We start from the raw sequence: 23,307 nt of genomic DNA, 5'->3' as shown, positions 1-23,307 counted from the left end.
GATGCCACAAAGCTATGAAAGTGATTATTGTAGGAGGGGGCCAGGTCGGAACCTATCTTGCTTCCCTGTTATTATCCAACGGACATGAAATAAAAGTAATTGAACATCGGAATAAGAATTTTAACAAACTATTAAAAGAACTGCCTTCGGAAGTATTAATTAACGGCTTCGGTTCAGACCCTGCTGTACTGGAACAGGCAGGGATCGACTCTGCCGATGTTATCGCAGCAGTAACCGATGCCGATGAAATCAATCTGGTCGTATCCACTCTGGCTAAAATGGAATTTGGTGTTCCAAAGGTGGTTGCCAGGGTGAACAATCCCAAAAATGCCTGGCTTTATAACAGCAGTATGGGCGTAGATGTAGGTGTCAATCAGGCCGATTTAATGGCTCACTTTGTAGTAGAAGAAATGGATTTGGAGGATATGTTCACCATATTGAAGTTAAAACGCGGTGATTATTCCATTATCCAGATGAAAGTCGCTGAATCTGCCAGGGCGGCTAACCAGTTACTGAAAAACCTGTCCATACCGAAAAAAACAGTATTGATCGCCATTACCAGAGACGATGCCTTAGTCATTCCAAAAGGGGATTCCCAAATCCTAGTGGGGGATGATATTCTGGCTTTAACCGATGAGGGAAGCCGGAAAGAATTGAAAGAGATATTTGGTTAAACATATTTTCAAAAGGAACTGCAGCCCTGAAAAAACTTCCGGGCTGCAGTTCCTTTCTAGTGTTACTGATACCACTGTGCCTGTGCGTCAAACATGGCACGATAGGTTTCATTGTCTTTTAACAGTTCCTCATGAGTTCCTATTCCTGCTATACTTCCCTTACCCATTACAACAATCCGGTCTGCAAGTCTGGCAGAGCCAATCCGGTGGGTAATAATAACAGCAGTCTTGTCCTTGGACAATTCTGCAAACTGACGGTAAACTCTGGTTTCTTCCAGAGGATCAATGGATGCCGTTGGCTCATCCAATACGATCAGCTCATGTTCTCTATATAATCCCCTTCCTATGGCAATTCGCTGCCACTGTCCGCCAGATAAATCTGTTCCCCCGAATTCTCTCGCCAGCATGGTATCGATTCCATCTGCCATTTCGCAGCACTTTTCTTCCAGGTTCACTTCTTTTATTACCTGCCTTAACTTGTTTTCTTTCTGAGTACTGGCAAAGTCACTTATCCCTATATTTTGTCTCAAAGACATTTTATATCTTTGGAAGTTTTGGAACACACCAGAGGTCTTTTTGAAAACCACATCCGGACATATCTCTCTGGTGCTGCAGCCGCCAATCAGTACTTCACCGTCTTTGGGCAGATATAAGCCGAGTAAAAGCTTGGCAAAGGTTGATTTTCCTGCACCGTTCTCTCCTACTACTGCAATCGTTTCTCCTTCTCTTATTGATAAATTAACATCTTTTAAAATCATATTTTCACTGCCAGGATATGCAAATGATACACCATTAAATTCAATTCCGCAATGAGCCAGCTCAGTTGTTTCCCCTTTTCGTTCAGGCAGCTTCATAAAGTTTAAAGTATTATTGACCGCAGGTAAGTAATGAGAAATATCACCGATACAATATTGAACATAATCCATATAATTAAACATCTGGTCAATGGATGTAAAGATTGCCGCAAATGCTGCAGTTCCTAAAATCCCCATTTGTAAATATCGATACATCAACCCCAGTATCACTAAGTAAACCATCAGACTCAGAAGCCGTAACCCTAATTCCACCAGAGAACTTTTCCGTTCTGTTTTCCATGATTCCTTCTGAAACAAAAGGATTGAAACCTCGTGAAGCTTTCGGAAAAAATAGACAGCTCCCAAAAGCCTTGTTTCTTTTGCGTATTCCCTGTCTGCGATGCATGCCTGGTAATATTCCATCTCCCGGCGTAGAGGGGCCGCATAGTTTTCCAGTTTCTCATAGTAACGGGTGCGCAGATACTGTCCGCCCAGTGTTGGAAGCAGTACCAGCAGAAGCCCCAGACACAGAGCCGGATGAATTCGGTAAATGTATACAGACAGGAACAGAAAATACGGGATATTAAATGCACTGAGTGATATCAGCAGCTGAATTATTTCACCTGACTGCTCCACTCCCGTATATGCCTGATTAACTGAATTTAGCACAGTGCTGTCCTCATAACAGATGGGTTCCAGTCTGGCTGCTTTTATGTTTACCAGTTTTCCCAGGAAACCACTAAGGCGCACACCCAGGTCTTCAATCAACAGATCTGATGCTCCCTGGAGCAATAGAGTAATCAGGGTGACTGCCCCCCAGAAAATGCCAATTCCTATTACAACCCCAAGCTTATGGCTGTCAGGCAAATGCCCTGCTGCCTCAAAGAAATACTGTTTTATTGGTGTTCCTGCGGCGGTAGCAAGTCCAACAACGGTGCACAAAGCCACCGACAAGGAGGTATATGTTTTATTATTCTTCCATAATATCCTTAACAATTGCTTAAATATCTGAAAGGTAGATGCCTGTGTTTTCTGGTTCATTGATACCACCTCCTCTGACTTTCAAACATTTCTGCATAAAGACCGTTTTGTTCCATCAATTCTTCATGATTACCAGATTCTTCAATATGACCATCTGCCAGAACAAAAATCTGATGTGCCAGCCGCGTAGATCCCAGCCGATGACTGATAAACAATGTAGTACGTCCCCGGCTGATATTCTCAAATTCCTCATATACTCTGCTTTCACTAATGGGGTCAAGAGCAGCAGTGGGTTCATCCAGAATCAGGATAGGAGCTTTGCTGTTAACTGCTCTTGCCATTGCCAGTTTCTGCCACTGTCCGCCTGAAAAATCAACACCATTTTCTCTGATCTTTCCAAGGTTCGTATCAATTCCATGGGGCAGATTACAGATCTCATCATAAATTCCAGCTGTTTTTAAGGCATCTTCTATTTCATCCGTTTTCTCTGCCTTATCTAAGAATGCCGCCGCACCTACAGCTATGTTTTCTTTTATGGATATGTAATACTTTGCAAAATCCTGGTACAAGCCGCAAAACATGGCCTTAATCTGCGGCTGTGAAAAGGTTCTCAATTCTTTTTTATTGATTAAGATTTCGCCTTCATACTGATGATAAAGACCAGTAAGCAACTTTGTGATTGTTGTTTTTCCGGCTCCGTTTGCTCCCACAAATGCATAGTGAGCTCCTCTCTCAACCCGAAAACTTAAGTGGTTTAAAATCATGTGATCCGACCCTGGGTAGGAAAAACTTACGTCTCTAAACTCCACTTCTTTTATTTCCACTGGTTCCTTAACCGGAGGCTCATCCACTCCTGGTACTTCTTCCAACGCAACAAATGCTGATAGATCCTTTAAATATTCCCTGCACTGGGAAAGCTGGGATACGGCTTTTGTCAGTTCCACTCCAACCATATTTACCAGATCATACATTCCGGTAGCAAGGGCAATAAACATACCAGTGGAAATCTGGCCGGATGAAACGGGAAATAACAAAGCGATTACAATGAAGGATGAAAGAATGGTGATAACAGCACTCCCTCCCCTCACACTGCAGGCTAACTTTAAGTTAGCTCTCCATTTTATGAGCCGGGCTTCCTCATATTGCTCATACCAGTCTCCGTTCAGCTTTTCAGAATAACCAAACAGCGTCCGCTCATTGACAGCCTCACGGCCGGAAAGCACATTAGCCAGATACTGATAGCGTCGTTCATGATCTGCAACCAGTTTCTTTGCATTATAATTCTTCTCTCCGGTTTTTAGTGACAGGATAATTAAAGGAATACAAAGAACTGCAGTAAGAATACCAATCCACCATACTTGTGTAAAAACAATATACAATACACCAAATATCCGGATTACATACAGAATCAGATTGTAAGAACGCTGCAACATCATGGTGATCTGCCGTTCCGGCTGCTTACTCACCCGATTAATTAGATTCCAGCTTTCTTCATTCTCCACCAGATAATAGGAAAGTCTGGAGCGTTTTTCTGTGAGAGCCCTGTTCATTTGGGCTGCAGCACATATTCTGATACGCTCTGTAAAAACCACTCCCACCCGGAAGGAAATTCTTCTCCACCCCACGCAAACTGCCAGAATAGCAAACCACACAAACACACTGTTCCACTGCCCGTTACTCTTTAACGCAAGGTCAGCAGAATCCAGAAATCTGGCCAGAACTGCTACCTGAAATACAGCAGAAAGTGCCGTCAGCATTTTCTGGACTCCCAGTGCCGCCGCAGCCTGCGAGTCACAGGCAAATGGAATCGCAAAAAAATCCACCCAGCCGTAGCGTTTTTCCCTCAGTTTAAATTCTTTCTTGTTCAATCATTGACCCCCCTTTGACTTTTTCCATAATTTACCTAATACATCATATCAGCCAGATATGAATTGTGCAATTAAATTAAACATAACGTGTACTGCTTTTACTTGTAAATCACAAAATACAGGCTTATACTAAAGAAAACAAAGGAGTGTTTATTATGAATCTAGAAATTTATGATACTGCAGACTCAATCTACATAGAAAAAGAGAATCAGACAAAAGTCAATTATTTCATTTTTGATGAATATGAAATTCATCTCAACACCCTTCCTCCTCATGCCATTCAGGAATGGCACAAGCATCACAAAATTGAGGAAGTTATATTCGTAATTTCCGGAAAATTAAAAATTTTATGGAAAGAAGAGGATCAGACAGAATGCCGGATTGTTTCACAAAATTCAATCGTCAGAGTGAAAAATTCAATTCATACACTGGAAAATGATTCGGAACAGGATGTCAGGTTCCTGGTTTACAGAATGGTACCTGATGGAATCGATAAGAAAAATATTATAAAAAATGACAAAGAACCAATAATATAGCAGTAAAAGCAGAAATCTGTTTACACTTAAGTGTATTATATCGCCGAAAAAAAACAGTTGGCAGCAACAGCGCCAACTGTTTTCCCATAATCATTGGCACAAAATGGTGTTATTTTCTGTTCAGCATGCGGGTTGGAAACTTATCTGATCTAAAATCAGATATTTGATGCCACCTCAAATGCATCCCAGATTGCGTACATAATATTGGAAACCTTTCTTGCATCTCCTAATATGTAAAGATCCCTGACATCATATTTTAATTTATCATAAAGTCTGTTTTCGGAATCATAACCAACTGCAAGCACTACAGAATCCACGTTTAATTCCTCTTCTCCAGCACCAGTCTCAATCAGAACTCCCTGTTTCGTGGTACGAATTGCTTTGGAACCTGTATAAACAGATACTCCTTTGCTTTCAATCAAGGATAAAAGCATACTGATATTGGCAAAACACAGCGGACCATTTAGTTTTAACAAACCGTCCTGGGCTTCCACAATAGAAACTTCTTTTCCGTTATTCCTAAGCCACAAAGCCAGTTCACAACCAACCAGACCTCCCCCTAAAACCACTACACGACTGCCCGGATCTCTGATTCCGAGAAGAACCTCTTCGGCTGTGAATACCTTACTGTCATCTCCAAGACCGAATACCTTAGGCCTTGAACCGGTTGCAACAATGACCGTATCTGGTCTGGCTTTGCCAACCATTTCAGGAGTCACCTCTGTATTATAATAAACCGGCACTGACAGGTCTTTTAATGTGTTCTCATACCACTTTGCCAGTGCATGATCATCTTCTTTAAAATCCGGTGTTCCTCCTGGAATTAAATTTCCTCCCAAACGGTCTGTTTTTTCATAGATCACTGGCTGATGACCTCTTAAACTTAACACCCTGGCAGCTTCGCATCCAGCCACTCCTCCGCCAATAATCATTACCTTTTTCTTTTTCAGAACTGGCTTTAGTTCTGTAATCCGTTCTCTTGCGCAGGCAGGGTTGACAGCACAGTTCAGCCATCCATAATGAACCATCCGGCCGAGGCATCCCTCATGACAGGAAAGGCACGGGCGAATCAGTTCCGTCTGGCCGAAACGCAGTTTATTTACATAATCGGGGTCTGCCAGAAGAGGACGTCCAAGTCCGATTAAATCGCAGCTTCCGTCTTCAATGGCAGAAAGAGCCAGATCCGGGTTATCCATACGGCCAGCACAGATAACAGGACCATTTACTGCCTCTTTTATTGCTTTTGCATAAGGTATGTAAAGTCCCTTCTTCTGATACATTGGCGGATGATTCCAAAACCACGCATCATAGCAGCCCACATCCACGTCAAGGGAATCATACCCGTACTGTTCCAACAACTGCGCTGCTTCAATCCCCTCCGGCAGGTCACGGCCCTTTTCTTCAAATACCTCACCAGGAAGAGCACCGACACGCCAGTCTTTTATAAATGATTTAGGACTGTAACGAAGCGTAACTGTGAAATCATCCCCGCAGGTTTTCTTTATTTCCTCCACGATTTCTCTCGCAAAGCGAAGGCGGTTTTCCAGGCTCCCGCCGTATTCATCCGTTCTGTTATTAAAAAATGAGATCGCAAACTGGTCAAGCAGGTAACCCTCATGAACCGCATGAATCTGAATTCCATCAAATCCCGCATTTTTAGCAATTGCTGCTCCTTCCCCAAACCGTTTCACAATCCGATGGATTTCCTCTTTTGTCAAAGCTCTGCAAGGGATATCTACCCAGCGGTTCATAATCTCTGACGCAGAAACCGGCTTTAAATCCGGATCAACAGGAGGTGCAACCCGGCCAAAGCCAGCACTTAACTGGAGAAATACTTTGGCATCATAAGCATGAATCCGTTCTGTCATTTCTCTTGCAGTCCGGGTAAAATGCACGGGATTAATGGTTGGACAGGGAGTACTTGGCATGGAGTGATGCTCTGCTTCATTATCAACGAAACATACTCCTGTGATAATAAGCCCTGTTCCGCCCTTGGCCCGCTCCACATAATAATCAATCCCTCTCTGATTAAAGCCTCCCACGGAGTCTCCCAGACCCTGAGGGCCCATGGGTGCCATAACAAAACGGTTTTTCAATGTTACATTGCCGATTTTAACCGGTTCAAACAGCTTTTCGTATTTGTTCTGCATATTTGTCCTCTCCTTTTATTATTGCTATGAAAAAATAGTATCAAATACAAAAGGAAAAGGGTATGTCTGAATCTATAAACTTTTACCAGTTTCTTATTGGTTTTACTAAGATATCTTTTGTTAAATCAAACAATTTAATCGTCGTTTTTTAATTATTTTTAACAATCCATTCTGGAATCCACATAAAAACAGTGATATAATATTTTCCATAATGACTCATAAATTCATATGAAAAGAGGACGTTTATGGCAAAGCACATGAAAAATCTGGCGGAGTTTTTAAAGAATTACAGCTGTCACTGTCATATTAGTAATGATTTGACCATCAGATCATGCCGTTGTCTGGATGGCTTACTTAAGGCATTCTGTTCCGATATGGTTTACATCGCACACGTCTCCGACCTGCCTGACTCTCTCCCGCTTTCAGAAGCTGTCAATCTTTTGCTCATTGGAGATAAGGAACTCCCCCGCTCCTATGGCATGGAAAATAAAATCAACTGGATTGTCTGTGATCCCAATCTGGTGACATTGCCAAAATTAATTAACCTGACGGAGGAATTTTTTTTCGAGGAACTGACCCTGTACCAGTACAAGGAAGAGATGATCCAGGCATTAGACGATCCCGATGCCATGAAGAAAATGCTGGAAGTGACCTTTCAATATGTTGGTAATCCGTTAAGAGTGATCGATTCCGCCCACAATCCGGTGGTCTCCTGCTGGGGTGAAGAACAGTTGGATGAGCCTCAGTGGATGGAATATAGGGAGAATCGGACTTTCTCCCAAAAATACAACGATATCTGCAACGCTGATTACGCATTTCAACGTCATATGATCAATTCCCCGACGCCATATATTATGAATTACCCGGATATTTATAAACACCGCCAGCGTATCCTTCGCATCAGACAGAGTCATATGAATATCGCTTTTGTCAGCGAACTGGAATACAACCACCCCTTTACGGATTTTTCCAGTGAAATATTACAGATCTTCACCCATTTTGCAGGAATCCGGCTATGTAATGATGCACATTTTTATTGCTCCTACGATTCCCCAATATCGGAGATACTTCTTTATGTTTTAAAAACCCAGCAGCCCAATCCGGAAAAGATCAGGCAGCTAATGAAGAAATCCGGACTCCATTTTAAAAAATACATATACTTACTCTATATTACAGACAATGACCTTTTTGACTCCAGAGAAAAAATGGTTTATATTTGTACACTGCTGAATAAATTCTTTATCGGGGGACTGACTCAGATGTTCGAAGGTAAAATAGTGATTCTTTTGGATTCTGATCAATGCACGAAGTCTCCTCTTGATGATGACCGGCTGCAGAATTTTCTGCAGATACTAAGTGCAAATCATTTGTTTGCAGGAGTAAGCCGCGGCTTTTTAGACCTTTCACAGGCAGGCCATGCCTTAGAGCAGGCAAAAAAAGCCTTTGATTTTTCAAGACAAAAGAAAGGCCGGGGACAATTGTTTTATTATGAAGATTATATTTTAGAAGATCTGGCCGAAACCTATCTGCTACAAAACCCGCCTGTTCACATAGTTGAGCCTGGTATTCATGATCTGATTGAATATGACAGGCTTCATAGTACATCCTTAATGGAATCACTGACCTGCTACCTGGAGCATCAGCTGGATCTGCACACTGCTTCGGATTGTCTGCACATTCATTTTAATACACTAAAATACCGCATTCAAAAGATTAAAGATATCACCGGCCTTGATTTAAACAAGATTGATATTATTATAAGAGTCAGGCTCTCCCTGATTATCCTCAAAGTCACAGAATTGGTATAAGACTGCCTTGTTTTGTCAGCAATAAGCCTTTATACTTATGTTTTTTGTATTAAATAGTACCATGTCGTTTCCGGTACCAGTCTTTCTGCATCCTGAAACCTGCCTTTTTTAACAGCTTCTCTGACTCTGGAAGCGCTGATCACTTCCTCTCCCTGTATTTTTCGTTCAATCTCTATGACTTCAATTCCATATTCAGGGAGAATCTGTTTCATTGCTGTATTATAAGAACCAGTTACTCTGCATATAGGTTCTGTTCCTACGAACCGTCTGGTTATCTTAAGGGGAGGGGCAATTTTTTCTGCAAACATTTCCAAATCAAATTCACAATTGGCTTTATTTGCAAACGTCTTTTCTTTCAGATAGTAGGTGGGAAAAGTGGCGGCAGAAACCATATAATCAGAAGCCTGATGAACGATGACCCGATTAAAATCTTCCGTTCCCTTTAAAACCATCTGATAACGGTCTTCTGCGCCATAAAAGGTCCGCTTATCCGATAATACAAACACATGCAGATAGTCACACTGTTTCAAAGCTTCTTCTATTAAATACCGGTGTCCCAGTGTAAACGGATTACAGTTGGCTACGATTGCACCAACTATTCTCCCATAATCTTTGGCATCGATTGGTGTTATTTCCTGTATTGCCCGGATAAATTTTTCAAATCCCTGTTTCTCATTCTCCATAAACAATACAGATTTTGTCTGGAACACGGTATAAAATCCTAAACTCTTAAACAGTTCCTCATTCTTTGGTTTTGTATATAGGAAAAGCCTGCTTCTTCCATGCTCAAACTCATACTGAATCAGCTGGGATACCACACTGCCGGATAATCCTTCTCCAAGATGATGAGGATCCACTGCAATGCACTTTAACACATTCTCTTCCACAGAACCTGCTGCAATGATTTTGTAATCATCGTCAAGTATACATGCACTATATTCAATCCCCTCATCATAGTTAAGATCCTGACTGGCTAAAAATATTTTTAATTCCTCCAGTGCACGGCCCTCTAATGGTCTTCCCTCCAGCATCATTCACCTGCTCACTTTCCTGCCCGCGCATCCTCAATCTCAGATAAAAAGATAGAGGCTGCCAGCAAATCGGCACACCCGCCGCTGCTATAGTTTTTATGAATAAAATAGGTGTCAAGTTTTATTAACTCCTCAATCGCACCTTGGGAATAGGCACCGCCTGTAAGCAAAAACTTCTGAGACAGTTTCTGTACTTCTTTAAGCCCCTCACGCCTGCACCTGGACAGGATATTTCCATCTTCCACCTGACTCATCAGGGTAAACAGCGTCTGGATTTTTACCAGATTCCAATGGCGTCCATCTTTCTTCCCCTGTCTGATAACCGGTAATGCCAGGTTTATGACTGAAGGATAACCATCTGCTGCCTCTCCCCTGATTCCTCTGGAACCATAAGTACATAAATTCTTTTGGCCATGGGTATCTTTACTGTTCTGGAACTGTATGGAGTCAAGTTCATTTAATAAAACATTCTGAACCATTTTTTGTTCCTGCATAATCAGACTGCTTATGGATACCTGACCATACTTTTTAAAACAGCTTCCGGCAGCCGCACATAAGATACCCATGGTAAACACAGCCCCTTTATGGGTATTGATCTGTCCGGTTGCTTCATACATCGCATTTTCTGCCTCAATGCCAATCGGACGGATCTTTAAAAAGCAGCCTTCTGGTTTTTCAGACATTTGAATTCCTGTTTCCGCAAATTTACGAAAATAAGGCAGCAAAGCATCAGTGCTTCTTTTAAATGTAAGCAGATTCATATCCCGGTGGGCTCCATTACTGAGTGGATCCACAAGCCCGGGCTTTGGCGCCGTATAAACTTCCTCCAGCAATGCTGACCCTGCCATGTTTCCAATCCAGTGGGTATAAGTACTATATTTCTTCTTGTCTGTATCTATCATCTAATTATCTGCGAAAGTATATTCTTTCACCTTGCGCACTACATCTAATACGGTTCCATCCCGGCTTTCGATAATCCCTACAACCTTATCATCAAATACCACTTTCTCCGGCTCTCCAACCATGGAATAGGCAATGTCCCGGAGTTCTCCAATTGTTTTAAAAGGAAGGTCTACTCCTCTCATGGCGTCAATTAAGTCCTTTCGCTTAGGATTGATGGCAATTCCATAATCAGTCACTACTACATCAATACTTTCTCCCGGAGTGGTCACAGCAGTTACTTCCGTGCAGACAGCGGGAATTCTTCCCTGTAACAGCGGAACGATGACGATCGCACATTTGGCACCGGCAGCTGTGTCCGGATGTCCTCCCTGGGCTCCGGTTATCTCTCCATCAGAGCCGACCACCACGTTACAGTTGAAATTAATATCCACTTCAAGAGCAGCCAGAATGACAAAATCCAGTTTATTCACTACCGCACCTTTATTAAACGGATTTGCATACTCTCCGGCAGAAATACGGAAATGTTTTAGATCCTTTACTGACTCTACTGCATCAAGATCGAAATCCTGGGTATCCAGCAGACAGTCAACCTGATCATTTGCCAGCAGATCACACATGGGTTTTGTCAGTCCGCCTACACCAAAACGCATGCGGATATTGCGTTCCTTCATAATTTTAGCAAGTGAAATGGTAGATGCAATGGAGGCCCCTCCCACGCCGGTCTGATAAGAAAATCCATCTTTAAAATAAGGAGTATTAACAACAAACTGGGTACAGTAATCCGCCATCATCAGCTTTCTCATATCTGTGGTGGGTTTTGCAGCACCTGTGGCAATCTTATCGGGATTTCCGATGGCATCTACCACGACTACATAATCTACCTTTGTCATGCTGATATGGGCTGGAAAATTGGGGAAAGGAACCAGACAGTCGGTAATTGCAACGACCTGGTCAGCATAATCTCCATCTACAAGAGCATAGGAAAGAACACCGCAGTTACTCTTACCTCCGATTCCACGGCAATTACCGTAATCGTCACAGGTGGGTGCACCGATAAATGCTATATCAATTCTGGTTTCTCCGCTTTCTATGGCACGAACCCGGCCCCCATGAGAACGCATGATGGCCAATCCTTTTAACTTTCCGGCGGAAATAGCCTGTCCGATTTTTCCTCTTACACCGGAGGACTGGATATTGGTTATGGTTCCATCTTCAATATATGGAACGATTGGGTCGTGAGCCTTACCAAGGGAACTGGCGCAAATGGTGATATCTTTAATACCCAGCCGGTGTACTTCTTCCATTACCATATTGACTATATAGTCACCTTCCCGGAAGTGGTGATGGAAGCCAAGAGTCATACCATCTTTTATGTTGCATCTAATCAGTGCATCATGAATACTGTCTACTAATTTACTCTTCGTATTATCACTTACACATCTGGTTACCGGGCCATCTTTTTTATAAGTATATCCGTCTCTGTAGTGAATTCCCTGGAACACTTCCTTTCCAGTGGCTTTCAAGATCTCATCCGGGATATCTCTTCCAACTGCATTTATCATTTTACAAATCCCCCTTATATACACCCGATGCTTTCGCCATATAAATGGTACGTATCGCACCGTCATAAAATGCGATATCAATCATCTTTCCGTCAACGGTAAATACACCGATTCCCTTTGCCTTCTTATCATCAATTTCCTTGACTACCTTTTCTGCAAAGATAATGTCTTTCTTTGTTGGTGTAAATATTTCATGTACAATACTGATCTGTCTTGGATTTATAATTGATTTTCCGTCAAATCCCATTAAATGAATGGATTCAACCTCGTTTCGGAATCCTTCCATGTCATCTAAATTCGTATAAACAGTGTCAAAACACTGGACGCCCGCCGCTCTGGCTGCTATGATCATATGCTGCCTTGCACCCATGAGTTCCACTCCGGTTCCGGTAATGCGTGTCTGTAAATCTTTGGTGTAATCTCCTCCGGAAAGGGCAATACCAAAAAGCCGTTCTGAGGATTCACAGATTTCAAGAACCTTCATTACTCCTCTGGCCGATTCAATGGCTGCCATAATAAGGGTTCTTCCTTCCGGAATATGGAATTCTTTTTCAGCCGCAGCAATTGTTTCCTCAACCAGCTTCACATCCTCTGCCCGCTCTGTCTTAGGAATTCGGATGGAATCACATCCACCTGCTACCGCACAGCGGATATCTTCTTTCCAGTAAGGAGTATCCAGGGCATTGATGCGGACTACCCGTTCACACTTATGGTAATCGATTTCTTTCAGCGCATGATAAAGGGAAAAGCGTGCAGCATCCTTTTGGTTTTCAGCCACTGCATCCTCTAGATCCAGCATAATGGAATCCGGCTTATAAATGTAGGGATCTTTGATTAAACCCGGCTTCTGGGCATTTAAAAACATCATGGTTCTTCTCAGTCTTTTCTTCTCCGGATTCATCATCGAACAGCACCTCCCCATGGAAGATGATCAAATTGCCCGACAGAACGGAATAATGCCCCTTCCAGACGCGCTTTTATTGTACAATCCAGCGCTCCTTTGTCTACGATGGAGATTTTCACCTGACTGACTTCCATATTCTTAAGAGTTTCCATTACAACCTTTTTTATCTGGTTCCCATACTGGTTGATAACCACACTCTCCAGATTAAATTCTATGCCATTATTACCAGGTTCTACCGTAACCTGGCAGTCGCTGGATTCCAGTGTTCCGGCCATTGCCGGCTGCACGATTTCCATATTGTTCCTCCTCTTATTTCCGTTTTCTGTTGTAATTGATTAAGCTTCCTGCTTTAACAATCTCACGTTCTTCCTGAGTCATGTCCGTGATATATAAATGAATTTCCCGGGCTGAATCTTCTTTCATCACATAGGCCGTGATATCTGACATATTTCCGCTCTCTAATGCAGTACGTACTCCGGGGACAAAAATATAATCACCAGTTTCAAATTCCGGCTCTTCCTTCATCTGAAATGGAAGCATTCCCCAGTTTATCACATTAGAACGATAGCGTTTTGTCGCATATTCTCTGGTTATATTTGCAAGTCCGCCAATCACTCTCTGACAGCTGGCCGCCTGTTCTCTGGCCGAACCATCTCCCGGCTTGATTGCATAAATCATACTTCCGATTTCTGTATCAGATATTTCAATGGTTTCCATACCAGGTATTTTTTTGATTGAATTGTAGATCTTTGTTAACTCTGGTTCTAATTCTGCCGGAGATTTTCCTGCAGTTCTTGATTTTTCCAGACAGTCAGTACATTTACTTCGTTCTACATAAGCCGGATCTCTTCTGGATAAGGTGAATTCAGCCAGTCCCAATGGATTAGAGCGGTAAGAAGCGGTTTCACCGGAAGGTATTAACTCATCTGTAGTTGTAACCTCATCCATAATTTTAGAGCACACCTTTAAGAGAATGTTCTCTGTCAAAGCGCTCATTTCCGGCCAGTCTTTAATATTGGGGCCGCATACCAGTTCCTTCTCTTTTTGTTCCTGATTAAATCCCTGGTAGATTCTCTTTTTATATACAGTGCTGTCAAACTGATAATCCGGTATATCTCCCCAGCAGTAAAAGGCTTCTGCAGAAGTAAGCACACCTCCGTTTGCTGCAGTGGCTGCAATGGAGCGGGCGTCCATCAGTGCAACGGCTGCCATCTGACCGTTTCCAGGCTTGGAGCCTTCCCGGTTGGGGAAATTTCTTGTGGTATGACGGATGCTTAAGCCATTATGAGCAGGTGTATCCCCGGCACCAAAGCACGGTCCGCAGAATGCAGTCTTTAACACGGCTCCTGCTTCCATTAAATCTGTCACCGCACCTTTTTTCACCAGATCCATATAAACGGGCTGTGATGACGGATAAACAGAAAGGGAGAACTCACCATAGCCGCAGTCTCTTCCTTTTAATGCATTGGAAGCTTCTATGACATTTGTATAATTGCCTCCTGCACAGCCGGCAATAATCCCCTGCTGAACCTGAAGTTTTCCATTGATTATTTTATCGGTCAGAGTAAATGGAGCCCGTCCCTTGCTTACTTTCTCTGCCTCTTTTTCTACCTGGCGCAGAATGTCGGCCAGATTTTCATTCAGCTCATCAATTTCATAGGTATTACTTGGGTGGAATGGCAGTGCAATCATAGGCTTAACTGTGCTTAAATCCACAGATACACAGCCATCATAATAAGCCATGGCTGCAGGTTTTATTTCCTGGTAATCTGCCTCTCTGCCATGAACGGATAAGTAATTTTTTGTATCCGCATCCGTACTCCATATGGAGCTCAAACAGGTTGTTTCCGTTGTCATTACATCAATTCCATTTCGAAAGTCCGTGCTCATAGATTCAATTCCTGGTCCCACGAATTCCATTACTTTATTTTTCACATAACCATTTTTAAATACTGCACCGATAATTGCCAGGGCAATATCCTGGGGGCCGACTCCGGGATTTGGTTTTCCAGTCAGATAAACTGCAATAATATCCGGGTAAGCCAGATCATAAGTATCAGAAAGAAGCTGTTTTACCAGCTCACCGCCCCCCTCACCGATTGCCATGGTTCCCAACGCGCCATAACGGGTATGGGAATCAGAACCTAAAATCATCTGACCGCCGCCTGCATGCATTTCCCTCATATACTGATGAATGACTGCAATATGAGGAGGAACATAGATGCCCCCATACTTTTGTGCCGCAGACAAACCAAAAACATGATCGTCTTCATTTATCGTACCACCAACTGCACACAAAGAATTGTGGCAGTTGGTCAGTACATAAGGAATGGGGAATTTATCCATACCAGATGCTTTGGCGGTCTGGATAACTCCTACAAATGTGAGATCATGGGAGGTCATGGCATCAAATTTAATTTTCAAATGAGACATATCTTCTGAAGTGTTATGATTCCTTAAAATATGATAGGAGATTGTCCCTTTTTTTGCTTCTTCTTTCTCTGAATCTGTCAAAGCTCCTGATTTCAGGTAATCTTCCTCAGAAACAATTTCCTGACCATGAATCAGATACACGCCGCTGTCATAAAGTTTTACCACGTCTAAATCCTCCTGCATTCTAACAATTAAGTTGCTTCATCATTCCCAATCAACAATATGTAAATCCTTCCAGTATCAGATTTGCGGTTCTGAATCCAAATGTATCTTCCACAATTGTTTCATTTCCTTCCACACGGAAATCGACACCTGCTTCTAAAATACCGCCTGCATGACCGATACGGATAAACTTTGTATCTGCTCCCGGTCTTAAAACCCGATTTACCACACTGCCCGGAATAATGGCAGCAGCAGCGGTACACATGGCACCAGTCATGGCGTAGGTGGGATGGGTCTTCTGCATGGACATCATGCGGGATAACAGATCAATGCTGTCTCCCTTTATGGTACTTCCGGAGTTGGTCACATACTCATCCGGTTCTGCCACAAAAGTCATTTTAGGGATTCCGGGCATCTCCCATGCCGATTTCTTATAATCGGTGATTAATCCCATCTTAACAGCTGCAAGTCCTCTTACTGTCTCTAAAAGATCCAGTTTTTCCTGGTCAGAGTCCAGTTCTTTTGGAAGTTCTTTTCCGGTCAGTCCCAGATCAGAAGCCTTTACAAATACCAGTGGGTTGGCTGCATCAACAATGGATACTTCTACCTGCCCAATGCCAGGAACCTCCAGCAGATCCACCGCATTGCCGGTAGGCAGCAGCTTTCCGGAAACACTTCCGGCAGGATCAAGAAACTTCATTTTAACGGGAGCACCGGTTCCCGGAACTCCGGCAATGGCAAAATCACCTTCGTATCTGACTGCTCCGTCTTTTACCTGTACCTCTTCTTCAATAATTTTCCCTGTATTCGTATTGAACACTTTAACAATTGTTACAGGCTCGGTCATTTTTACAAGTCCCTGTTCAACCGCAAAAGGTCCCACTCCGGAAGAAATATTGCCGCAGTTTCCTTTATAGCTTACAAGGGGTTTATCAACTGATACCTGTGCAAAGGTATAATCCACGTCTGCATCCTCACGGCCTGATACCCCTATAATTGCAACCTTACTTGTAACAGAAGCTGCACCGCCCAGACCATTAATCTGTTTGATATCAGGACTTCCCATGATTTTCATGAGAATTTCATCCCTTGCCTGCTCCTCAGAAGGAAGATAATTCTCCAGTATGTACACACCTTTACTGGTACCTCCCCGCATAATGGAACAGGGAATTCTTCTTCTTTGCCTATCTAACATGATGGTTCCTCCAATTATCGAATAATTCCATAAATTCCGATTGTTGCTAAAATAGCATTTGCGATTACACAAACAAATGCAATCAAAAACAAACGGCCGAACAGTCTATTCTGCTCCTGATCTTTGTCCTCAGCACTTGACGCTGTCATATATGCGGCCAGGATCAGTCCGCCTCCGGTAGATGCCGGGCTGAATGCTGCTGATAAGGAAGAAGTGATTACTACACTGGCAAGCTCTGTAAAACCTGCATTTCCAGTTCCTAATGACTGTACAATCGGACCCAGTGTGGGGATCATGGAAGGCATTACCACACCTGTAGTTGAGCTGAAAAATGACAAAATAGAGGAACTGATTCCAATAATCGGAGCTGCTGTCTTCGGTGTCATGATCGATAACAGACCTTTCGACATCAGATCCAGTCCACCCAGTTCAATTACAACGTTCATTAACACACCTACACCACAGATTAAAAGGAGTGTTCCCCATGGTACCTTTACCAACGCTTTCTTTTCATCTGTTACGCCTAAAATTACCAATACTGCTGCGACAAAAAATGAAGCAAGTCCTACGTTAATATTCAGACCAACAACCATGACTACCATAACCAGTACACCAGTGATTGTGATCCACTGCTGTTTATTCAGATGCTCTTTCACTTTTAGTGAGATATTGCTATTGTCAGCAGGTTTTATTTTCCAGATCTTATAATAAATTGAGAAACCGATCATAAGAATCGTTGACCATAAAATGCAATTCCACATAACTGGAATCTCAAATCCGGTAAAACCCGCCTCTGTTCCAAGCTTCTCCATTAATACTCCCGGAGGCGTTAATGGGGAAAGGGTAAAACCATTGGCTGCCACTTTAGCCGCCAAAGCAAATAACAATGGATTTTCTCCCATGCTGACTGCAATCGTTACTGCAACAACTGTCATTAAGTTTCCTACCGCGATATTACCTGGCCCGATAATCGTCAGAAATCCAGCTACAAGGAAGATGATGACCGGAACCAGATAAGTCCTCTTTCCTGCAAGTCCGATTCCCTTTTTTGCAACAAGTTCCAAGGTACCATTCACCTGTGCAACGCTGAACAAAAACGATACCCCAACTAATGTAATAAACAATTTCGCATCAAAACCGGCCAGTACCTTGCTGTCACTTAGGCCCCCCAATCTGGCAAGAATCAACGCTGATCCAATTGCCAGAACACCAATATTGCACTTTTTAACAAACCCAATTGCCACTACTACAAATAAAAATAGAATAGATATAATATCTAAGTAGTTCATGCCTGTTCCACCTCATTATTAAATTTTATCTAACGGTTACCATCTCTGAATTATAATTCGATCGATATGGTAAATATAACATTTTGTTAACTATATGTCTAATTCATGTTTTTCATATAAACTATAGTTTTTAACCATAATTTTCTTGTTTTTTTGATTTGCTTCAGGTAAAATGGAAGAAGAGGTGATACCATGGATTTTAAAGATTTGAGTTATGTTTTAGCAGTTGCCAAATTTCAGAATATAACAAAAGCTGCCAATTCGCTCTATATTTCCCAGCCTACGCTTACCAAGTTCCTGCAAAGTCTGGAAAGCAGCCTTGGACAGAAGCTGTTTAAAAAAATTGGAAACCGTTTCATACTGACCTATGCTGGGGAACGATACGTGAAAAAAGCCGGAGAAATCCTCCAGCTGAAAAAAGAATTGGACAATGAACTGTCAGATATTATTAAGAGCAATATTGGGGTATTAAATATTGCATTTCCAGTTATGCGGGGAACTTATATGCTCCCCTGTACCCTTCCAATTTTCAAGAGTCTGTATCCAAATGTGATAATTAATATTAAGGAGTCCGCTTCAACCACTCTGGAAAGCATGATTCTCTCCGGTGAGACTGATCTGGCCTTTTTCAACAAACCGGTGAAAAGTCCTGAAGTTGATTATGAAGTCATCAGCCATGAAGAAATGCTTCTTGTCATGTCAAAAAGACATCCGCTGGCAGATCAGGGAATAACCAGGGAAGATTGCAATCACCAATGGTTTGACTTAAGTCTTCTGCAGGATGAAATATTAATTCTTCAGGAGACCGATCAACGTTCCCGTCAGACAATTGAACGTGTCTTTCAGCAGGTTGGCTTCCAGCCTGATAAAATGCTGATTACAAGCAATATCCGGGCAGGAGCAGAGCTGGCTTCCAGAAATTATGGAGTTACTTTTGTCACAGATACCCATTTAAAGCATATGAATTTTCTTGATCAACTGATCTGTTTTTCCTTTGGCACGCCAAATACCATGGTTGACTTTGTAGCTGCTTACCGGAAAGGATCGTATTTGAATTATCATGCAAATGAATATATTAAAATAGTAAAAGACTTCACATAATTGAATCAAAGAATGCAAAAAGCTGCCCGGCGGACAAGTGCCGGACAGCTTTTAAACGATTATTACTTCTTTACAACAACTCTCTTATTAATATCTTCTTTCTCTTTCCCATCTGGTTCTGCACCGATGCCTCCAAATGGCATCTGCCCGATCAGCTTCCATCCGGCCGGAATATCAAACAATCTGGCAACCAGATTATTGATAACCGGATTATAATGCTGAAGAGATGCTCCCACACCCACTTCCCGCAATGCAGTCCAGATATTGGACTGAAGCATACCGTTAGACTGATTCGCCCAGACCGGGAAATTATCTGCATAGAGGGCGAACTGTTCCTGATATGACTTTACAAGTTCTTCATCGATAAAATAAAGAATGGTTCCATACCCGTTTTTAAAGGAATCAGTCTTACTTTTATCCACCTGCCCGCCAAATGCATCATAAGCACTGTCCCACAGCTGATCCTGCTTCTCTCCAAGTGCAACCACAACTCTGGCGCTCTTCATATTGAACGCATCCGGTGTTGCTTCGGTTACCTTTCTGATAATATCCAGTACTTCCTCTTCCGATACAGGAAGCTCACGGTTGATATTATAATAGGTTCTTCTCTTCTCAAGGCTCTGAATAAATGACATCATGTTTGTTCCTCCTTATTTTATATGAAACCACTATGAGAATCATCTCACTTCTCACGTGTTTTATTCATGTAACAATTATTATAGTAAAATACTACCATATTATTCTACGTAAGTCAATATGGTTTTAATAAATTATATTTAACAAAATTGATTATCAGTAAAATCCGATATCAATCACTCTGTCCACCCAATCCCTGTAAAAGGAGATTTCGTGGGAAACCAGCAAAACAGTGCCTGAAAATTCCCATAATGCCTCTTTGAGTGCCAGTTTTGCCTGTACATCCAGATGATTGGTTGGCTCATCCAGTATTAAAAAATTATAAGTTCTTCCGGTCAGCAGACATAGCTTAACTTTTGCCTGTTCCCCTCCGCTTAAGGTTCCTACAGGCTGCAGTGCATGTTTTTTTGATATCCCGTTTTGAGCCAGTTTTTTTCTCACTTCCATTCTCTCCAGCATTGGGAAATGATCCGACACGATTTCTAAGGGTGTCAGACTGTCATTTTCCCATACCTGATCCTGCTCATAATACCCGATGATCGCTTTTGCAGAAAAACAATAATTACCGCCTATGGCAGGAATCTGATTCATCAGGGTTTTTAACAGTGTAGATTTACCCGCTCCGTTAAATCCCGTTATCACTACCTTCTCCCCTTCTTTCATAGAAAAATTTATACAGGACAAAACAGGTGAACCGTAACCTACAGTCAGATTTACTACCTTCAGTTTTCCTGCCGAAGGTAGCGTCCCCTGATCAAACTGGAAAAAAGGTCTGATTTCTTTTTGATCCAGTGCCTCCATTCGTTCCACATGGTCAAGCTGCTTTTGCCTGCCTCTTGCCATTTTCGATTTTCTTCCTGCTATATTTTTACGGATAAATTCTTCTGTCTTTTTAATCTCTTTTTGCTGGGCGCAGTATTGCCTTGTATAATTCTCCCGAAGCTGGGCCTTCTTTTTCAAAAACTCTCCGTAAGAGCCGAAATATTTCACTACTCTTTTTTGATCAATATCACAAATCCAGTTTGTTGTTTTAGTCAGAAAACCCTCGTCATGAGAGATCACCATAAATGCCTGTTCGATCCCGCTTAAATAATCCTGAAGCCAGACAATATGATCATGATCTAAAAAATTGGTGGGCTCATCCAAAAGCAAAACATCCGGCTTCTCAATCAAAAGCTTCGCCATAATGACTTTTGCCCTCTGACCACCGCTCATTTCTCCAATCGGACGGTTCAACCCAAGGGAAGATAGTCCCAGCCCCTGACAAACCAGATCAATCTGTGAATCGATGCGGTAAAAATCACGATGCTCCAATTGCTCCTGGCAGACGGCAGCCGTCTTAAGCGCTCCTTCCTGCCCTCTGGCCGCACGGTCATACAGCTCATTCATCTTTTTCTCCAGAGTATAGAGCTCCTCAAATGCTGTTTTTAAAAATGCTTTCATTGTCATCCCATTGTCCATACTGGCGTATTGATCCAGATAACCCACTTTTGTGCCGGGATGCAACACCACTCTGCCCTGATCCGGTAAGATCTGTTCGGTACAAATTTTAATCAGGGTACTTTTTCCGGTACCATTCTGCCCTGTAATTCCAATATGTTCTCCTTTATTAAGAACTAAATCTGTTTCATAAAATAACTGATTATCTCCAAATGAATGAGATAAGCCTGTAATCTCCAATAAACTCACGTCTTACTTCCTTCTTTCCTGTGTTTATTTCAAGTACAGACCGTTTCCTCTTTCAATCCTAATATCCCCTCTGCTAAATTGTAATAAAAAAACAGAAGACCTGGATGATACCTCCTCAGCCTTCTGTTTCAACTTAATACAACAAAAGGCCATGAACAATTAAAACATTGTCCATGACCCTTCACCGCAAAAAGAAGCAGGGAAAACAGGCATCAAAAGAAGAAACAGCCTGTAACGCTGTTCTTATTGCTGCACTGTTTCCCGATGAATCTTATAAGCGTATCAGTAACCGCCATACTCTGTACAATGTTTCACCGGGTTGATTTGTACAGAGCTCATTCGTCTTGTCAATTGATCGCTAATAAAAAAATTCATATCTGCTCTCCTTACCTTTGATTAAATGACTATATCACTATCTTGTTTTTCTGTCAACCCAGACACATTTCTTTCGGGCTTCCCTCCTGCAGGGATCAGTTTCCACACAAGTATACTGATAGCAGTCAGGAAAACAGCACATAGAAAATAGGGCGCCTTTCCCCCAGCCAGCAAAAAAGCACTTCCTCCAATAAAAGGACCTATGATTCCGCCCAGACTGGTGCCAAGCATATACTTTCCATAAAAATCTCCCATTACCTGCTCCGGAACTCCTTGCACAAACAGTGCATCCAAAGAATAGTCCTGTGCCGTAAGTGCTATCTGATACAAGGTCCAGACAATGGCAAATATCTGCAGATTGGGGCTGAAAACCAGCAAAACCATGAAAACAGCCGCAATCAGAGTAGCGGAAAAAATTGTTTTCTTATAGCCCAGCTTATCTCCAATCTGCCCAATCCTTGGACTTAAAAAAGCAGTAATAATTACCGGCATCATAAAGACGAATCCAATTGCCTGCATATCCACATGATATACCGACATCATATATGGAATCACTAAAACTCCCACCAGACTGGCCGGTATACAATATAAAAGATTCAACATCCAGATCTTCTGTTCCAAGGGAGTATAGACCACTTTCCCAGTCCGGGAAGCCGGTTCACTTGCATGAGAAGGTTTCTTTATAAATATAAGAATCAGCGAAACAAATGCAAAAGCAGAACTGATTAAAAAGATCTGGCTCCAGCCCTCTAAAAAATCAGTGCGGTTTAGTACATAAAATGTCAGACCGATTCCTATGATTCCGCCCAACTGCCGGTTCCCGCCATATCTTCCAAGCCCTTTTGCAAAACTTGTTTTCTCGGCTGTAATCAGGCTGACGGCTGAAATTGTTAAGAGAATCCCTGCCGCACCCTGTACCATTCCTGCAACCATTAAATATCCCATACCTCTTGCCTGGGAAAATAAAAAATAAGCGATCCCATACAGAAGCATGGCACAACACAGCACCAGAAAACGGCTGTAACGGTCTGAAATCTTCCCAATCAGTAATCTCATTACCAACGCTGAAAAAGAATAAACTGAATACAGAATACTTAACTGAAACACGGTATAGCCCAGTTCTGTGGTATAGGCAGGCAGTAAAAAGTCAAAAACCAGGCATGGCAGAGAAACCAGAATAATTGATAATGCTACTTTTTCATACTTCATAGACTTC

The 23,307-nt window shown here is 42.2% G+C and carries 18 protein-coding genes; 4 read left to right on the top strand and 14 right to left on the bottom strand.

The features are described 5' to 3' along the window. The first annotated feature begins 14 nt into the window (after positions 1-14). Complete coding sequence (locus ABS301_RS24490) at positions 15-674, top strand: potassium channel family protein (protein WP_170823641.1); 660 nt, start codon at positions 15-17, stop codon at positions 672-674. Between the two features lie 62 nt (positions 675-736). Here ABS301_RS24490 and ABS301_RS24485 read toward each other — a convergent pair whose 3' ends face one another. Both ABS301_RS24485 and ABS301_RS24480 read right to left on the bottom strand, forming a co-directional pair. After that, complete coding sequence (locus ABS301_RS24485; RefSeq protein ID WP_349674674.1) at positions 737-2,509, bottom strand: ABC transporter ATP-binding protein; 1,773 nt, start codon at positions 2,507-2,509, stop codon at positions 737-739. Further along, entirely contained in the window at positions 2,506-4,317 is a 1,812-nt protein-coding gene (locus ABS301_RS24480; RefSeq protein WP_349674673.1) for an ABC transporter ATP-binding protein, read from the bottom strand. Before ABS301_RS24480 ends, ABS301_RS24485 begins: the two co-directional genes overlap by 4 nt. A 155-nt stretch (positions 4,318-4,472) precedes the next feature. Here ABS301_RS24480 and ABS301_RS24475 point away from each other — a divergent pair, with 155 nt between their 5' ends. After that, on the top strand, positions 4,473-4,853 hold the full coding sequence (locus ABS301_RS24475; protein ID WP_349674672.1) for a cupin domain-containing protein: 381 nt from the start codon (positions 4,473-4,475) through the stop codon (positions 4,851-4,853). A gap of 155 nt (positions 4,854-5,008) precedes the next feature. Here ABS301_RS24475 and ABS301_RS24470 read toward each other — a convergent pair whose 3' ends face one another. Beyond that, positions 5,009-7,003, bottom strand: coding sequence for an oxidoreductase (locus ABS301_RS24470; protein WP_349674671.1), 1,995 nt, complete (start codon positions 7,001-7,003; stop codon positions 5,009-5,011). 245 nt (positions 7,004-7,248) lie between these two features. On the opposite strand from ABS301_RS24470, the gene ABS301_RS24465 reads away from it, so the two are divergent. Further along, positions 7,249-8,811: a PucR family transcriptional regulator gene (locus ABS301_RS24465; protein ID WP_349674670.1), complete on the top strand. Its 1,563-nt coding sequence runs from the start codon at positions 7,249-7,251 to the stop codon at positions 8,809-8,811. Positions 8,812-8,846: 35 nt separating this feature from the next. Here ABS301_RS24465 and citC read toward each other — a convergent pair whose 3' ends face one another. Genes citC through ABS301_RS24425 form a run of 8 tightly spaced genes read right to left on the bottom strand, consistent with a single transcriptional unit; the run spans position 8,847 to position 18,290 of the window. Continuing rightward, positions 8,847-9,845: a [citrate (pro-3S)-lyase] ligase gene (gene citC, locus ABS301_RS24460; protein ID WP_349674669.1), complete on the bottom strand. Its 999-nt coding sequence runs from the start codon at positions 9,843-9,845 to the stop codon at positions 8,847-8,849. A gap of 8 nt (positions 9,846-9,853) precedes the next feature. Further along, on the bottom strand, positions 9,854-10,744 hold the full coding sequence (gene citG / locus ABS301_RS24455; protein WP_349674668.1) for a triphosphoribosyl-dephospho-CoA synthase CitG: 891 nt from the start codon (positions 10,742-10,744) through the stop codon (positions 9,854-9,856). Continuing rightward, positions 10,745-12,307: a citrate lyase subunit alpha gene (gene citF, locus ABS301_RS24450; protein ID WP_349674667.1), complete on the bottom strand. Its 1,563-nt coding sequence runs from the start codon at positions 12,305-12,307 to the stop codon at positions 10,745-10,747. It lies immediately after the preceding gene. Between the two features lies 1 nt (position 12,308). Next, positions 12,309-13,211, bottom strand: coding sequence for an aldolase/citrate lyase family protein (locus tag ABS301_RS24445; RefSeq protein WP_349674666.1), 903 nt, complete (start codon positions 13,209-13,211; stop codon positions 12,309-12,311). Next, positions 13,208-13,507: a citrate lyase acyl carrier protein gene (gene citD / locus ABS301_RS24440; protein WP_349674665.1), complete on the bottom strand. Its 300-nt coding sequence runs from the start codon at positions 13,505-13,507 to the stop codon at positions 13,208-13,210. The genes ABS301_RS24445 and citD overlap by 4 nt, the downstream gene beginning before the upstream one ends. A gap of 13 nt (positions 13,508-13,520) precedes the next feature. Beyond that, a complete protein-coding gene (locus tag ABS301_RS24435; RefSeq protein WP_349674664.1) occupies positions 13,521-15,809 on the bottom strand; it encodes a hydratase in 2,289 nt (762 codons plus the stop codon). A gap of 49 nt (positions 15,810-15,858) precedes the next feature. Then, positions 15,859-17,001 (bottom strand): 2-methylaconitate cis-trans isomerase PrpF family protein, encoded by a 1,143-nt coding sequence (locus tag ABS301_RS24430; RefSeq protein WP_349674663.1) that lies wholly within the window; start codon positions 16,999-17,001, stop codon positions 15,859-15,861. A gap of 14 nt (positions 17,002-17,015) precedes the next feature. Then, positions 17,016-18,290 (bottom strand): SLC13 family permease, encoded by a 1,275-nt coding sequence (locus ABS301_RS24425; protein ID WP_349674662.1) that lies wholly within the window; start codon positions 18,288-18,290, stop codon positions 17,016-17,018. A gap of 192 nt (positions 18,291-18,482) precedes the next feature. On the opposite strand from ABS301_RS24425, the gene ABS301_RS24420 reads away from it, so the two are divergent. After that, positions 18,483-19,391 (top strand): LysR family transcriptional regulator, encoded by a 909-nt coding sequence (locus ABS301_RS24420; RefSeq protein ID WP_349674661.1) that lies wholly within the window; start codon positions 18,483-18,485, stop codon positions 19,389-19,391. 62 nt (positions 19,392-19,453) lie between these two features. Here the strand turns inward: ABS301_RS24420 and ABS301_RS24415 are convergent, their stop codons facing one another. The 3 genes from ABS301_RS24415 to ABS301_RS24405 all read right to left on the bottom strand — a co-directional run bounded on the left by ABS301_RS24415 (position 19,454) and on the right by ABS301_RS24405 (position 23,300). After that, a complete protein-coding gene (locus tag ABS301_RS24415) occupies positions 19,454-20,029 on the bottom strand; it encodes a nitroreductase family protein (RefSeq protein ID WP_502878004.1) in 576 nt (191 codons plus the stop codon). Positions 20,030-20,183: 154 nt separating this feature from the next. Further along, positions 20,184-21,716, bottom strand: coding sequence for an ABC-F family ATP-binding cassette domain-containing protein (locus tag ABS301_RS24410; RefSeq protein WP_349674660.1), 1,533 nt, complete (start codon positions 21,714-21,716; stop codon positions 20,184-20,186). 396 nt (positions 21,717-22,112) lie between these two features. Beyond that, entirely contained in the window at positions 22,113-23,300 is a 1,188-nt protein-coding gene (locus tag ABS301_RS24405) for an MFS transporter (protein ID WP_349674659.1), read from the bottom strand. Between the last annotated feature and the right edge of the window lie 7 nt (positions 23,301-23,307).

It is taken from the genome of Lacrimispora sp., assembly GCF_031982545.1.
Taxonomy (GTDB): domain Bacteria; phylum Bacillota; class Clostridia; order Lachnospirales; family Lachnospiraceae; genus Lacrimispora.
The sequence above is the reverse complement of the archived record's forward strand: the minus strand, read 5'-3'. Positions and strand labels throughout refer to the sequence as shown.

Excerpts from the sequence above, each read along its gene's own strand:
- ABS301_RS24490 (WP_170823641.1), top strand. The coding sequence starts at position 15 with ATGAAAGTGATTATTGTAGGAGGGGGCCAGGTCGGAACCTATCTTGCT.
- ABS301_RS24485 (WP_349674674.1), bottom strand. The coding sequence starts at position 2,509 with ATGAACCAGAAAACACAGGCATCTACCTTTCAGATATTTAAGCAATTG.
- ABS301_RS24475 (WP_349674672.1), top strand. The coding sequence starts at position 4,473 with ATGAATCTAGAAATTTATGATACTGCAGACTCAATCTACATAGAAAAA.
- ABS301_RS24470 (WP_349674671.1), bottom strand. The coding sequence starts at position 7,003 with ATGCAGAACAAATACGAAAAGCTGTTTGAACCGGTTAAAATCGGCAAT.
- ABS301_RS24465 (WP_349674670.1), top strand. The coding sequence starts at position 7,249 with ATGGCAAAGCACATGAAAAATCTGGCGGAGTTTTTAAAGAATTACAGC.
- citC (WP_349674669.1), bottom strand. The coding sequence starts at position 9,845 with ATGATGCTGGAGGGAAGACCATTAGAGGGCCGTGCACTGGAGGAATTA.
- citG (WP_349674668.1), bottom strand. The coding sequence starts at position 10,744 with ATGATAGATACAGACAAGAAGAAATATAGTACTTATACCCACTGGATT.
- citF (WP_349674667.1), bottom strand. The coding sequence starts at position 12,307 with ATGATAAATGCAGTTGGAAGAGATATCCCGGATGAGATCTTGAAAGCC.
- ABS301_RS24445 (WP_349674666.1), bottom strand. The coding sequence starts at position 13,211 with ATGATGAATCCGGAGAAGAAAAGACTGAGAAGAACCATGATGTTTTTA.
- citD (WP_349674665.1), bottom strand. The coding sequence starts at position 13,507 with ATGGAAATCGTGCAGCCGGCAATGGCCGGAACACTGGAATCCAGCGAC.
- ABS301_RS24430 (WP_349674663.1), bottom strand. The coding sequence starts at position 17,001 with ATGTTAGATAGGCAAAGAAGAAGAATTCCCTGTTCCATTATGCGGGGA.
- ABS301_RS24425 (WP_349674662.1), bottom strand. The coding sequence starts at position 18,290 with ATGAACTACTTAGATATTATATCTATTCTATTTTTATTTGTAGTAGTG.
- ABS301_RS24420 (WP_349674661.1), top strand. The coding sequence starts at position 18,483 with ATGGATTTTAAAGATTTGAGTTATGTTTTAGCAGTTGCCAAATTTCAG.
- ABS301_RS24415 (WP_502878004.1), bottom strand. The coding sequence starts at position 20,029 with ATGATGTCATTTATTCAGAGCCTTGAGAAGAGAAGAACCTATTATAAT.
- ABS301_RS24405 (WP_349674659.1), bottom strand. The coding sequence starts at position 23,300 with ATGAAGTATGAAAAAGTAGCATTATCAATTATTCTGGTTTCTCTGCCA.